The sequence below is a fragment of the Alteromonas sp. P256 genome, from assembly GCF_036864455.1.
In the GTDB taxonomy this organism is placed as follows: domain Bacteria; phylum Pseudomonadota; class Gammaproteobacteria; order Enterobacterales; family Alteromonadaceae; genus Alteromonas.
In genome coordinates this window covers 585,622-599,934 of sequence record NZ_JAZETM010000001.1, presented here as the reverse complement: position 1 = coordinate 599,934, position 14,313 = coordinate 585,622, and the positions used below count along the sequence as shown (strand labels likewise).

The window sequence follows — 14,313 nt, the reverse complement described above, 5'->3', positions numbered from 1 at the left end:
GTGCACTATTAGAGATTAACAAGGCCCGATGGCACCATATTGAGGTGTTTTGTGCATTATTTGAACTGGTACAACCATAACCAGCAAAAATGTCTGACATAAATGTAACACCATTGCTTATTTAGCGCATGAGAGTGGATTGAGGGAATTTTGCACAAAGTGTTGCCCGTAACTCTTGCAAGTGCATGAATAATAATAAGTAAATCTAGATTTCTCCATCTGTGCTAAGTCGTTAACGCAGTTGCGGCTAGTGTTAATGTTAGCGAAACACGACAGCTGGCCACTTGGGCTGATTTACTTCAAAGATTACGTAACGAGCAAAAATCAGTTAAAATAACCAACAATTTTATATGCGTATAGCTAAGACCGACTTAACACTACGCCCACGTAAAACTATGACCGAGAGAACCCTATGAGTTTGTATTCAGAATATCTGGCAGAAATCGAGACCCGTAAAGCGGAATTAGGTCTACACCCTAAGCCCATTGATAGTGCTGATTTACTATCAGAAATCATTGCTCAAATTAAAGATACAAGTAATGAGCATCGCGAAGATTCTCTTAAGTTCTTCATTTACAACACCCTTCCAGGCACCACTAGCGCTGCTGGCGTAAAAGCGACTTTCCTGAAGGAAATTGTACTTGGCGAAGAAAAGGTTGATGAAATCACGCCTGAGTTTGCATTAGAACTTCTTTCTCATATGAAAGGTGGCCCGTCTGTTGAAGTGCTTCTTGATTTGGCACTTTCAGACAACGAAGCGGTTGCGAAACCAGCTGCTGAAGTAGTGAAAACACAGGTTTACCTTTACGAAGCTGATACAGAACGTTTAGAAGCGTCGTTCAACGCAGGCAATGCAATAGCAAAAGACATTCTAGAGAGCTACGCAAAAGCAGAGTTCTTTACTAAATTACCTGATGTACCAGAGAAAATTGATGTAGTGACTTATATTGCAGCAGAAGGTGATATCTCTACTGATTTATTATCTCCAGGCAACCAAGCTCATTCTCGCGCAGACCGCGAGCTACACGGCCAGTGCATGATCACGCCTGAAGCGCAGCAGGAAATTGTTGAGCTAGGTAAAAAACACCCAAATGCCAAAGTAATGCTTATTGCAGAAAAAGGCACAATGGGCGTAGGTTCTTCGCGCATGTCTGGTGTGAATAACGTTGCACTTTGGGCCGGTGAACCAGCAAGTCCTTACATTCCATTTGTAAACAAAGCACCAGTAGTTGCAGGTACTAACGGTATCGCGCCAATCTTTTTAACAACCGTAGACGTTACTGGCGGTATTGGCTTAGACCTTAAAAATTGGGTTAAAAAGACGGATGCTAACGGTGAAGTAGTTCGCGATGCTAATGGCGACCCAGTGCTAGAAGAAGCATACTCTGTTGCTACTGGCACCGTGCTAACTATCGATACTAAAGCGAAGAAGCTGTACAACGGCCAAGAAGAGCTTGCCGATATATCCAGCGCTTTCACTCCGCAAAAAATGGAGTTTATGAAAGCCGGTGGCTCTTACGCGGTAACGTTTGGTAAGCAGTTACAAACTTTTGCAGCGAAAGTGTTAGGTACAGACGTACCTGAAGTGTACGCGCGCTCCAAAGAAGTATCAGAAAAGAACCAAGGCCTAACGGCTGTTGAAAAAATCTTTAACCGCAATGCGGTAGGCGTTAAATCTGAGACCCCGCTTCACGCTGGTTCAGACGTGCGCGTTAAAGTAAATATCGTAGGCTCACAAGATACAACCGGTCCGATGACATGCCAAGAGCTTGAATCAATGGCAGCTTCAACGATTTCTCCGCTTGTAGACGGTGCATACCAATCGGGCTGTCACACAGCATCGGTATGGGATAAGAAAGCGCAAGCGAATATTCCTAAGCTTATGTCTTTCATGAATAACTTTGGCGTAATCACGGCACGTGACCCTAAAGGGGTTTACCATGCAATGACTGACGTAATTCACAAAGTATTGAACGATATTACTGTTGATGATCGCGCTATCATCATTGGTGGTGACTCACATACGCGTATGTCGAAAGGTGTCGCGTTCGGTGCTGACTCCGGTACAGTAGCGGTAGCACTTGCTACTGGTGAAGCGGCAATGCCAATTCCAGAGTCGGTAAAAGTGACCTTTAAAGGTGAAATGAAGAGCCACATGGACTTCCGCGATGTGGTTCACGCGACTCAAGCGCAAATGCTTAAGCAATTTGGCGGTGAGAACGTATTCCAAGGTCGTGTTATTGAAGTGCAAATTGGTACTTTGCTTGCTGACCAAGCGTTCACGTTTACTGACTGGACGGCTGAGATGAAAGCGAAAGCGTCAATCTGTATCTCAAATGATGAGACGATGATTGCGTCTCTAGAGCTTGCTAAAACACGTATCAAGATCATGATCGATAAGGGCATGGACAACGATGCGAATATGCTTCAGGGTCTTATCGACCTTGCTGATAAGCGTATTGCTGAAATCAAGTCTGGTGAAGAGCCAGCGCTTGCACCCGATGACAACGCTAAGTATTACGCAGAAGTGGTGGTTGATTTAGACCAAATCGATGAGCCAATGATTGCTGACCCTGATGTAAACAACGACGACGTGTCTAAGCGTTACACGCACGATGTTATTCGTCCAGTTTCATACTATGACGGAAAAGCAGTCGACCTAGCATTCGTTGGTTCTTGTATGGTTCACAAAGGCGACATGCAGATTATTGCTCAAATGCTTCGCAATTTGGAAAAGCAAAATGGCAGTGTCTCGTTTAACGTGCCGCTTGTTGTTGCACCACCAACATACAATATTGTTGATGAACTAAAAGCGGAAGGCGATTGGGATATTCTTACCAAGTACGCTGGTTTTGAGTTTGATGATGCTAAGCCAAAAGAGTCTGCGCGTACTAAGTATGACAACATCATGTACCTAGAGCGTCCAGGGTGTAACCTTTGTATGGGTAACCAAGAAAAGGCAGAGCCTGGTGATACGGTTATCGCTACGTCTACTCGTCTGTTCCAAGGACGTGTTGTTGCCGACTCTGAAGAGAAAAAAGGTGAATCGCTGCTTGGTTCGACGCCATTAGTTGTGCTGTCTGCTGTGTTAGGTCGCTTCCCAACTATGGACGAGTACAAAGCGGCGGTTGAGGGGATTAACCTTACAGACTTCGCTCCACCTGCTGAAGATATGGCCGTTGCGCCTAAATTCACGCCAGACGTAGCGATTCAAAACGTTTAATGTAAACGTCTGATTTTGGCGTAAAGCAACGTTTATTGAAACCAAGTTTAACCCTTAGAAGCCCCGACATTAGTTGGGGCTTTTTTTTGCACGCTCTTAGGTATATATCCGGTCAGATAATTTTTTTAGTATCTGAAACGCTTCTGTTCGTGACTTACGGCTAATTCACATGTTGCGCATTTAGCCTATACGCAAGCCTTGAAAAACATTTAAACGTTTAAACGTTTAAAAAATGACGGGGCTGAAACGACATTAGAATTGCGTAATAAAGGTGTAAATACTCCTGTTGTGGCATTCACGGCATCGGTAGTGTCAGATGAAATCGACAAAGCGCTATCCTCAGGAATGAGTAGTTATATAACAAAGCCCGTGGACAGTAAAAACTGTCTACACTAATCGCTCGCCGCCTCGGCTGAAAGTGTGTCTTGTTGAAAAAGCAGCCTTTGTTTAGGTGATTCGTTAAAAATTTTCTAGTTTAAGTTAAACATTAGGGCGTTGATTTATTTCATACTTTCTATCGACTATGATTGCAATGATGATAAACGACAAAGGTTAGCGATGCATAAAAAACTAAGCGCCCTATCAATAAGTTATGAAAATGGGGTTATAACCAGCAAGCTTTATGGAATTTTCAATGGGCGTAGTGCAGAAGAGTATCGCGAGCACCTTTTTAAGTTAGTCATGGGTTTAAACATGAAACCTTTCGCTTTGCTTGCAGATATAAGCGAGGTTGAAGGGGCAACGCCTGAAGCGTTCGATATGGTAAAACACATTGTAAATCGCCTACCTGAAATGGGACTAATAGCCAAGGCGTATGTATTCAAGGGCCCTGTTATCCGCGGAATGATGTTTCAAAGAATCCCCGAGTTGAAACATATGGATTATTTGTTTTTCACCGATTTTGATGAAGCGTCACAATGGCTATCCAGTGAATACAAACAAAAGCTGTCTGCCTCATCCTAAGTAGGGGAGGTTGTTATTTGGTCTCCGCCACTCAAATCGAGATGGCGGATTGAAGCGTCAGCGCACTGTCGTTGCATTAATTTTCACGGTTTACTGTAAACGTAAGGCTTGAAAAATACGTTTCAAAGTCGGCTTTAATATTATTTTCAAGCGGAACTCCCCAAACGCAATTTAGTTTCACTGCCCCAGATTCTTTGAAAGTAAATGTTGCTTGCCCTTTCTCATCGGTAAGGAATGACTGCGTTTCGTGAGATGCATTTTTAAGAGGCACAGAATCAATTAAGGCATCTCGTAAAGGCTTGCCTTTGAAAAGCACTTGAACGGTGAGGGTGTTATCTTCGCCTAATGTGAAAGGGTGGCTAAGGGGGACAATTTCTAGTGTATGACCAATTGGCTTGGTAACGTTGTCGGTAAGTGTTTCTCCCACTTGTACAATTGCTTTTGCTTTTCGGGAGTACAGTTCTTCTCCATCGTAACCTTCAAGGCCTTTGTCTTTTCTATATTCAACGACTTCTTTAAGCCCTTCTTTTTTAGCGTAGTCGTTAAATTTGTCTGCTTTTAGCACGCTCACACTGTGATAGCTTTCAAAGCCGATAATATAACTACCAGCTTGCAGCGTAGAGGTTTTAGCCACCCCCGGTAGTAAGCTAGACTTGGGAATAATGCCTGCTGCCATATCCTCAACCCCTGTTGAGGTGTAGTTGCGAAGAGCCACTATTTTATCCCACGTTAAATTCCAGCTATCAATGTCTTCTTTATGACCCACCTTAAACTGCACTGCTATTGGCGATGCTTCCTCAAAATGAAACTGCGTTGGCTCAAGCCAAAAGTCGTGAGCCAATGAAAATGGCGCATAGGCTGCTACCGTGAGTGTCGCTAGGCTACCGAGTAGTGCTTTTCGTATTTTAATTGCTTTCATCTATTTACATCCGTTTTCGTTTAAATAGCTCATCTTTAAAAGACAGCTCTCAGAGAGCTGCATGCCCTGATCTGTACTCCTTTACTTTTGCCTTTATTCTATTTGCTGAATTCCGTAACGCTATAGAACAGCACGCAGAACCCATCTGAAGCACAGTTTATTTAATTACTAATAACCTTACGTTTAATTTAACTAAGTAGATTCACAGAGATACATCATGAGCACGAGTAAGCGAGTTAAAGCAGGGCTATTTATGCTTGGCAGATTGGCGTCGGTATTAGTATGGTTGTTGCCATGGATGTTAATTGCGGCATGCACTAGCGTAATCGCCAAGACGCCCGGTGATATTCATCAGCACGTCCCCACACAGACTGCGAATTTATACACCGCGTCTCATCATACTGTGGCACTTAGCGATTATTTGATAAGTGAAAAGCTTGATGGCATTCGGGCAAGATGGACGGGAACAGAGCTTCTCACCCGAAAGGGCAATATTATTCATGCCCCAAAGTGGTTTACGCGGGCTTGGCCAAACACTACGCTAGATGGCGAGCTGTGGTTTGCGCGAGGTAAGTTTGAAGATACAGCGTCTATTGTGCTTACTGACATTCCTGACGAGCGCTGGGAAAAAATAAAATTTATGGTGTTTGATATGCCGCTGCTCATGCAGTCTTTTGAACAAAGAGCACAAGAGATAAAGCGACTGACTGACACAGTAACTAGCCCAGCGCTTCTCGCAATTCCTCAATTTGTGCTGCACACCCATGAAGCTCTACAAGCAAAGTTAAACAGTGTGGTAGATGCTGGCGGGGAGGGGCTTATGCTTCACCATCGTCAGGCTCGATATGTTGATGGTCGCAGCGCCCATTTACTCAAGCTTAAGCGCCATCAAGATAGCGAGGCAAAGGTCATTGCCCATATTAAGGGAAAGGGTAAATTTAAAACCACGATGGGCTCGCTGTTAGTAGAACGGGCCGATGGCGTTCAATTTAAACTTGGTAGCGGATTTTCAAACAACGAGAGGCGGCACCCGCCAGAGATTGGTGAGTGGGTTACGTATAAATTTTATGGGTATACCAATTCGGGAAAGCCTCGTTTTGCCAGCTTTATGCATATTCGCCCTGAAAAAGATTTGTCAGAAGCTTCAACGGCTAATGTTAACTAGGACGCGTTGTTGAAAGGTAGTGTGTAGTGAACGCGTATATTGCCGCTAAATTGCAAAATAGAGATATGTGCTATACGGTTGTATTTCTTAATTAGCGCCTTGCTCAAACTGGTAACGTTGCTTTTGGGGCTTAAGACAGGATAGATAAGGTAGTCGCAATGCAGTTTTTATAGAAATGTTGTTCCTCACTGTAATCGTTTTTTCTCTTGCCGCATGTGAAAAGTCACCGAATGGCAGTCAGGAAAATGATTCTACTGTTACTGCTGAACTCGATAACTGGTATCTCGAATACGAGAAAAGCGGTCGTTTAGAGAGCATGTTAGACCAATATTACGGTTTCTTTGAGGTGTTCGACTATGTGGACACGCGCACGTTCATTCGCCGAGTTGAAAAGCGGTTTCCTGAATACACGCAGTATTTCAGCGACGCTGCAACAATGTATGACTTACCCTTTCACTTACTAGCGGCACAAGCGTATCAAGAGTCCCATTGGTTAGCGGATGCAACAAGCCCCACAGGTGTGCGCGGTATAATGATGCTGACACAACAAACAGCTAAAGAAGTAGGGGTTAATAACAGGCTAGATCCTAAGCAAAGTATATTTGGTGGTGCCCGCTACCTTGCTAAAATCAGAACCCACCGATTTGTCGATGAAGTGGAAGAACCTGATCGCACCTGGCTTGCGCTAGCTGCGTATAACGTAGGCCGTGCCCATTTACACGATGCGCAAACTTTGGCGCGCAAACTTAATTTGAACCCCCATAAATGGGCCGATATGAAGCAAGTATTGCCCTTACTTAGCGATAAGCGATATTACAAAGATTTACGCTATGACTATGCCCGCGGTATAGAGCCTTTAAGGTACGTGCAGCGAATTCGTGAGTATCAGCATATTATAGAAAATGAGTTAGATTAGGGTGTACATTGTGTAGTGTAAAGAGCATTAAGCCAATGCTGTTTGTTAACTGTTAGGGGGTATGCTTATTCAGTATAATAAAGGCGGTTTACTGTCCTGTTAGCGCAGGGTATGCACGTAATCAAAACGCGCCATTAAAGCACTGCATCAAAACACGTCATCAAAATAAAATAACAAATGGAATTGAACTTGGATCATCCTAACTATGCACAATATTCGCTTTACGAGCTCAACGATGCCTTATCAAATATCGATAAAGAAGCCCACCCAGAGCGTGTGAAACAGATACTAAAAGAAATTGCCTCACGACACGATAGCCCAGGCGTGCAGCAAGACAATGCAGGGCAACTTAGCCAATCACAAAACGGCTTCACACCACTAGTGGAAGCACTTCATCCAAACTGGTTTATTAGATATTGGCGGGGCCAAGTATCGCTGCCAATGAGCTATTGGGTTGTTGGTATTGCGACGTCGCTACTCATCTATGCTTTTAACGCGCTTATAGCAGTAGCAATGGAGCAAGCAACGGCTAAGTGGCAGTTAGGAGGGCTTTCTCTTGTACTTTATACGTTTATTATTACTGTCGTTACATGGCAGTCCGTTGGTCTATTCAGAACCGCCTTAAAGCACCCTTTGCGAACGGGCCGTTCAGGATGGGCAAATGTTGCGATTATTATGCTGGGTATTAGCTTACTTACCTTTTCAGTCACCATGTATAACACGGGGTTTCCACTGATGAAGGCCAGTATTGAAATGCTGGTGGGTGATGGCCCCTATGAAAAGACTGAATTCAGAGTTCTCAATGATGGCCATGATTTGGAACTAATGGGTCACATCGAAATTGGCTCAAACGAACTGCTCAAAGAGCAATTGGCACTGTATCCAAACATAAATCGCATTCACCTTCATAGCCAAGGCGGTCGAATTCTTGCTGCAATACGCATGATGGATACCATTAAGCGCAGTGGTGCAGAGACTTACGTGAAAACTGAATGTGCATCCGCCTGCACCTTACTTTTTGTTGCCGGGGCAAAAAGAACGCTCGGCGAAAATGGTAAGCTCAAGTTTCATGCTCCGGGTGTTGGGACTGCATCGGCCCACGATAATACCGAGCTCGGCGCTGATATGAAAAAAGCCTACGAGGGCGAAAACCTTCCTGTATGGTTTATTAAAAAAGTAATGCGTACTCCTAACGACACATTTTGGGTACCGACGTCCCAAGAGCTACTTAAGGCCAACATTGTTAACGACGTTGTTGACTCAAGGTTATACCCAATAAGCGGCTTAGGACCTGATTCTTCTATAACACCAGCAGAAATAGAGTCTGGTCTTTTAACGCTAGATTTTATGGTAGCGATGAAGCAGCACGACCCTGACGCATACCAGCGAGCCATCGACATTAATCTAGCCGGCATGCTGACGGGCAAAAGCCAAAACCACATTAGCAATGAATTTCGGGTCTTGTTGTACGATGAGTTATTGCCAATATATCTTTCGACAGCAAGTGATGAGGCAGTGGTTCAATTTTGGCAGTCGCAAATAGCCCAAATGAAAGCGCTGCAAACAGATTTTCCCCTAGCGTTTGCTTCGTTTACGTATCCTGAAGAGGTTCCTGACGAAAACAGCTATGGCAATGAAGGAACCGTTTCTCCCGAACTGAGGGCACAGGAGCAAGATGCGATTGCTGCGTTAATCCGTACTTACCAGGAAGCCCATCTCGTCATGGATGAAGAGACTCAGCAAGAGTATATTCAAAAGGTGCTAGCTATTATGCGCGAACAAAACGACTCCTACATAGATGTGGTTGCTTCTGCCGCGTCATATGTGGGGGAGCCTGAGTTGCTATGCGAAGTGTCAATTGCGTTAAATGAAGCATTTTTATCTTTTGGCGTTGCAACGAGCGCACCGTTACTGAGAAGTTTTTGAGGTAACTGCACCATTGGATGTTACCCAGATTAATGTATAAACTACTTATCCAATAATAAGTCGAATTTGGCGACTTTTTACGCTTATAGGAACGTCTAATGGACAAGCTTCTCTTTGTATTAATGGTTACTTGCTTATCGGCTGGCTGCGTGCAGGCGCAGGTGGACCCCGTTGCTAGAATGAACGAAGTCAGTTTTGATCGTATCTCAATTACCATGGGTGATAAAAAATACGACGTTCAGTACGCAAAAACCTTTGAGCAGCGTGCTCAGGGGCTTATGTTTAGAAAAGAATTATGTGAAGATTGTGGAATGTTTTTCACCTTTGATACCGTGAAGTACGCGGGTATGTGGATGAAGAACACTTTTATACCCTTAGACGTAGCATTTATCGACAGAAACGGTGTCATTACTGATATAAAACCTTTGATGCCCCATAGCCTAGAATCTGTAGGCTCATCGAAAAAGGTACTGTACGCACTGGAAATGAACCAAGGGTGGTTTGCCAATCACAACGTGAAGGTTGGAGACCAAATAACAATTCATCGTTAAGCTGCGCTATATCAATGCGCAGTACGCCAGTAAAAAACTGGTGCTAATCTGGAGTTAAATAAAGTGACAAATGCCTTATCGATAGCTAAGTTCGGCGGAACCAGTGTTGCCAATTATACTGTAATGCAAAACTGTGCTCGAATTGTTGCCGGTAATAAGAATACGCGTATCGTTGTGGTAAGCGCATCAGCGGGCGTAACTAACCACTTGGTTAGCTTGGCTCATACCCCTATGACGCAGCAGCAGATAGATGAAACATGCCAAGCTATCACTGACATCGAGCTTGCCATACTCGACAAGTTACAAGACAAACCGTCGGTAGAAACTAAGCTTAATGATCTTCTAGAGGAAGTCCGCGCGTTAGCGTTTCACGAAGAAATTTTGCACCGCAATGACTTAAAAGACCAGTTGCTTTCAATGGGCGAGCGAATGTCTTCTCTTATGTTTTCATCGGTACTTGCTGAGCAAGGTGTGAAGACGATTAATTTTGACGTGAGAAAAGTACTGCGCACGGACAGCGAGTTTGGAGAAGCGGCGCCACACATTGAGCAAATTGCCACTTTGGCTGAGCAGCTGCTTGCACCTGAAATTGAAAACGCCATTGTGGTAACACAGGGTTTTGTCGGTGCAGACGAAAATGGCAACACCACTACGCTGGGGCGAGGGGGTTCTGACTTTACCGCTGCGCTTCTTGCAGAAGCTATGAATGCCGAGGCGTGTGAAATATGGACCGACGTTATTGGTGTATACACCACAGATCCCCGCATAACCGATACCGCACGGCCACTGCCTGAGTTAAGCTTTGAAGAAGCAGCTGAAATGGCTACGTTTGGTGCTAAGGTACTTCACCCTGCCACAATGGAACCGGCGCTGCGCAAAGACATTAAGGTGTTTGTAGGTTCAAGCAAAGAGCCTGAGAAAGGCGGTACTTGGATTGTGCGCGACTGCGAGTTTGAGCCGCCTTACCGAGCGATTACACGTCGTAAAGAGCAAGTCATGGTGACAGTGAAAACACCTAAAATGATGTACGCTCAGGGCTTCCTGCAGCAGGTGTTCGCTATTATTGCCAAGCATAAGTTAAGTGTTGATTTGGTGACAACATCTGAAATTTCCGTGTCATTTACGTTAGATAACCCGGCTAACTCTGTTGCTCAGCGTCTTAATAAAGAGACCATTGCTGAATTAGAAACAATTTGTGACGTTACCGTTGAGAAGGGTTACGACTTGGTCACAGTGGTAGGTAATAACATGCAAACCGCGGTGGGCGTGTCGAGCAAGATTCTGGCAGCGGTATCTGATTTTAATCTACGCATGATCTGTTTTGGCGCGAACCCTCACAACCTGTCTTTCCTGGTTAACGAAACGAATAGCAGTGACGTCGTCAGAAAGCTTCATAAAGCGCTGTTTGAGTAGCATTATAGTGTAGTGTGAGTACTAACTACTTACACTGCTTTATTTTACCGGAATAATGACCTCGTGACGTTTATTCCACGGTAGGGTAAAAGGGGAGTCGTAGCCTAGGTAACTTGGGTTGCCGGCAATGTCATAACCCTGTTCTTTAAGTGTTCGCAATAGTGTTTCGGCATACGCCTGTCGCTTATCGTCATTGTTAAATCCGGAATAGCGAATTACTGCCACTTTCCTTGCCGGAACTTCAACTAATGATACCTCAGGATGTAAGGGGACGGGCGCGTTATCCACGTTGTATTGACTTGGCAGAAAAAACATCATGGTGTTTTTTGAGGTAACCTCAACAGGCGACGTCATGGCGATTTTTGCACTTTCTACCTGTTCGTTACCCACTTCTACCGGTGATGTCATCGCAATTTCACTGCGTGCTTTGTTTTCACCAGAGATGTAATTAAATAAAAGCCTAAATGCGCCATTGTCGCTGTTACCTTTCGACATTACCGCAAGAGAAGCAGGGTACTCTCTCACTTCAATTTCCTCTGCAAGGGAGTCAATCGTTTTGTAGGCGATGGTTTCGCTGTCTTTATAATAGGTTTTATCGGCACGGGCGGAGAAGCTAGGCATGAGTAATCCACACAATAAGGTAAGCGCTAGAAGTTTCACGGTGATGCTACACGTTAGTAATATTTGCAATTCATACGCGGTTGCATCGATATTTGGTCACATAGCTTCGCAGATGGAGATGGGCATGTAGATTTTGTTGGCGATTGGAAAGATGGCGATAAAGATGCGGGATGCAGGCAGTTGAATGTCGAAAAAGCGTGTTATAAAAAAAGCCCGTATTAACAAGGTTAATACGGGGCTTTTTCGCATCGATAGAAGGTAATCTACACCTTAAATTGGCGAATAGACTGCTGAAGTTCATCAGCTAGCCTTGCAACCTCATGGCTTGAATCAGACGTTTGCTGAGCACCTGCGGTAGTCTCTTCAGCAATACCTACAATCGTTTCAAGTTTCTGACTGATTTCTTGTGAAACCGTATTTTGCTCGCGGGCAGACTGCTCAATTTGAGAGCTGACATCATGGGCTTTATGAACTGCGTCAGAGATAATATCAAGGGCTTGTGTTGCTTTCTCAGTTTGCGATACGCAGGCCGCAGTTTGCTCTTTACCTTGATTCATCACAGATACTGCGCGCTCAGCACCTGCCTGAAGTACTTCAATCATGGCATTAATTTCCTGCGTAGATTGCTGCGTACGGCTTGCCAAGGTTCTTACTTCGTCGGCAACCACTGCAAAACCTCTGCCCTGCTCACCAGCACGAGCGGCCTCAATAGCAGCGTTTAGTGCAAGCAGGTTAGTTTGGTCTGCAACACCACGAATAACATCGAGGATACCGCCAATGCTCGCGCTATCTTGATGTAGTTTGTTAATAACGTCGGCAGCGTCTTGCACGTCTTTCGCCAATATCTCAATGGTGTTTTTGTTTTCAAGGGAGATTGAGCGGACGTTTTCTGCTTCTTTGTCAGCATGACGAATTTGGCTAAGTGTATCTTCAGCGCTCTGCACAACTAATTGAGACGTAGAATGCATTTCTGTGGTGGCAGTAGCGACCTGACCAATTTGAGACTTCTGATCTTGAATGGAGTGAGTCGTTTGCGCCGTCACAGCCGAGGTTTGTTCCGATGCAGCGGCTAACTGCTCTGCCCGAACGTTAATACCAGTGATAAGTTCTTTTAAATTGCCGATAAGCGTGTTGCAGTTTCTTGCTAGTAAACCAAATTCATCCTGAGCAGAATCATCAAGACGATGAGTAAGGTCACCTGAGGACGCCACGGTAAGTAGCTCGTTTACTCGGCTTAGCGGAAGCGTAATAGCGCGAACCGTGATGTAACCGATAAATGCAGCGACGGCGATTGACGCAAGCACAACAACAATAACGAACGTGTTACCCGTAGTGATGGCGGAGTTTACTTGTGATTCTATATCGCTGGCTTTCTTGTCAGCTAAGGTCAATAAACGGCCTAGCTCCAACGTACCTTGATTTATATTAGCGTCAGAGGCGTTCAGCGCTTGCTCAGCGTCATTACGACGCTCAAGTCTGTCTACATGAAGCTGCATCACACCATCATTCGCCTTGATGGCGTTAATGGCGTCGTTGACTAAATCGTTTATATCATCAAGGGTTCCAGAATCGTCGCGGCCATCGGCAACTGCGTTCATTTCACTTAACTGAGTAACCACCTTGTCGACCACTAAATCAACTTCATTACCCAGTGTTTGAGAGCGTTGTAGTGTCTGCGTTTTAATGTACTCATAAGATACAGTGAGCAAAGACAGAAGAGAGGTCTCAAGTTCGCTACCAATTTCAGATGCACGGCGCAGCTCAGGAATACGCTGAACCGAGTCTAAATCAGAAAAATCGAGAAGGTAGGTTGATGCGTCATCAGCATTATCTTCTGCGTCACCTAAACGGTCAGCGATGGTGTTGCGCAAATCAAGATACTGCTTATGATTGGCATACATAGCATCTACGTTCTTGGTGTAGGCTTCATAGGCGTCGCGAACTGAATTAAGAGAACCCTGTAGTTCAGCATCTTTGCTGACAGCTTGTGCTAGCTGGTTGTACTCAGAGTCAAAGGTATCTTGTGCGGCATTAAAAGAATTACGCTTTTCAGACAGATCAGATAACTCTTCTTCTATATAACTTTCGAAGGTAAGTCGTCCCATATTCAGGAAGCTCGCTTTAAGCGCATTACTTCCCGCAACACTCGGCAGAGCGACGTCGTTAACTTCTTCAGTTGCTGAACCAATGGAGTTGAGGTTAACGAGGGATACGATACTCACAACAATGAGCAGCGCACTTATCGCTACAAATCCACCAATGACGCGAGTGGCTACGGTTATTTTCATCGGAACTCCTGATGGGTGTTTTTGTTTTTGTTTTCCACAATATTACCTCGCAAACCGTTCAAAATATACCTCATTGTTTAAGGTGTGGCCTAGCGTTGAGTATGTTTAGTGAACATTTTTATTGTAGAACATTAAAATAATGTATCGACTACAACTACTTAATGTTTACCCCTATTCTTAAATTTATGACATTTATTTTTCGTTCAGACCAGTCGCGTCGCAAAAGCCGCTTATTTTAGCGCGGCTTATTCTGGTATTAATAGTACACAAGTGCGAGATGAGGAGAGGGAAGTAGGAGCAAAAAGTATATGGAAAGTGGCTTTAACCC

At 44.5% G+C, this 14,313-nt stretch carries 10 protein-coding genes and 1 pseudogene; 8 read left to right on the top strand and 3 right to left on the bottom strand.

Features of this window, described 5'->3' with window-relative positions; all coding sequences use genetic code 11:
* Positions 1–412 precede the first annotated feature (412 nt).
* From V7R39_RS02630 to V7R39_RS02625, 3 genes and pseudogenes are all read left to right on the top strand, one after another.
* Positions 413–3,223, top strand: coding sequence for a bifunctional aconitate hydratase 2/2-methylisocitrate dehydratase (locus V7R39_RS02630; RefSeq protein WP_334027853.1), 2,811 nt, complete (start codon positions 413–415; stop codon positions 3,221–3,223).
* Between the two features lie 243 nt (positions 3,224–3,466).
* Positions 3,467–3,619 (top strand): annotated as a pseudogene (locus V7R39_RS17770) (hypothetical protein); the annotation flags it as partial.
* A gap of 162 nt (positions 3,620–3,781) precedes the next feature.
* Positions 3,782–4,186: a hypothetical protein gene (locus V7R39_RS02625; protein ID WP_334027851.1), complete on the top strand. Its 405-nt coding sequence runs from the start codon at positions 3,782–3,784 to the stop codon at positions 4,184–4,186.
* A 76-nt stretch (positions 4,187–4,262) separates the two neighbouring features.
* On the opposite strand, the gene V7R39_RS02620 is transcribed toward V7R39_RS02625, so the two are convergent.
* Positions 4,263–5,105: a DUF4198 domain-containing protein gene (locus tag V7R39_RS02620; protein ID WP_334027849.1), complete on the bottom strand. Its 843-nt coding sequence runs from the start codon at positions 5,103–5,105 to the stop codon at positions 4,263–4,265.
* A 217-nt stretch (positions 5,106–5,322) separates the two neighbouring features.
* Here V7R39_RS02620 and V7R39_RS02615 point away from each other — a divergent pair, with 217 nt between their 5' ends.
* The 5 genes from V7R39_RS02615 to lysC all read left to right on the top strand — a co-directional run bounded on the left by V7R39_RS02615 (position 5,323) and on the right by lysC (position 11,076).
* Positions 5,323–6,270 (top strand): DNA ligase, encoded by a 948-nt coding sequence (locus V7R39_RS02615; protein WP_334027847.1) that lies wholly within the window; start codon positions 5,323–5,325, stop codon positions 6,268–6,270.
* A 175-nt stretch (positions 6,271–6,445) separates the two neighbouring features.
* Positions 6,446–7,186: a transglycosylase SLT domain-containing protein gene (locus V7R39_RS02610; protein WP_334027846.1), complete on the top strand. Its 741-nt coding sequence runs from the start codon at positions 6,446–6,448 to the stop codon at positions 7,184–7,186.
* Between the two features lie 189 nt (positions 7,187–7,375).
* Entirely contained in the window at positions 7,376–9,112 is a 1,737-nt protein-coding gene (locus tag V7R39_RS02605; protein ID WP_334027844.1) for a hypothetical protein, read from the top strand.
* Between the two features lie 98 nt (positions 9,113–9,210).
* The gene (locus V7R39_RS02600) at positions 9,211–9,663 is read left to right on the top strand and encodes a DUF192 domain-containing protein (RefSeq protein WP_334027842.1); all 453 of its coding nucleotides are present in this window, start codon (positions 9,211–9,213) and stop codon (positions 9,661–9,663) included.
* Between the two features lie 63 nt (positions 9,664–9,726).
* Positions 9,727–11,076 (top strand): lysine-sensitive aspartokinase 3, encoded by a 1,350-nt coding sequence (gene lysC, locus V7R39_RS02595; RefSeq protein WP_334027840.1) that lies wholly within the window; start codon positions 9,727–9,729, stop codon positions 11,074–11,076.
* A 39-nt stretch (positions 11,077–11,115) separates the two neighbouring features.
* Here lysC and V7R39_RS02590 read toward each other — a convergent pair whose 3' ends face one another.
* Together V7R39_RS02590 and V7R39_RS02585 are read right to left on the bottom strand one after the other, a co-directional pair.
* Positions 11,116–11,697: an SOUL family heme-binding protein gene (locus tag V7R39_RS02590; protein ID WP_334027839.1), complete on the bottom strand. Its 582-nt coding sequence runs from the start codon at positions 11,695–11,697 to the stop codon at positions 11,116–11,118.
* A 263-nt stretch (positions 11,698–11,960) separates the two neighbouring features.
* A complete protein-coding gene (locus V7R39_RS02585; protein ID WP_334027837.1) occupies positions 11,961–13,985 on the bottom strand; it encodes a HAMP domain-containing methyl-accepting chemotaxis protein in 2,025 nt (674 codons plus the stop codon).
* Between the last annotated feature and the right edge of the window lie 328 nt (positions 13,986–14,313).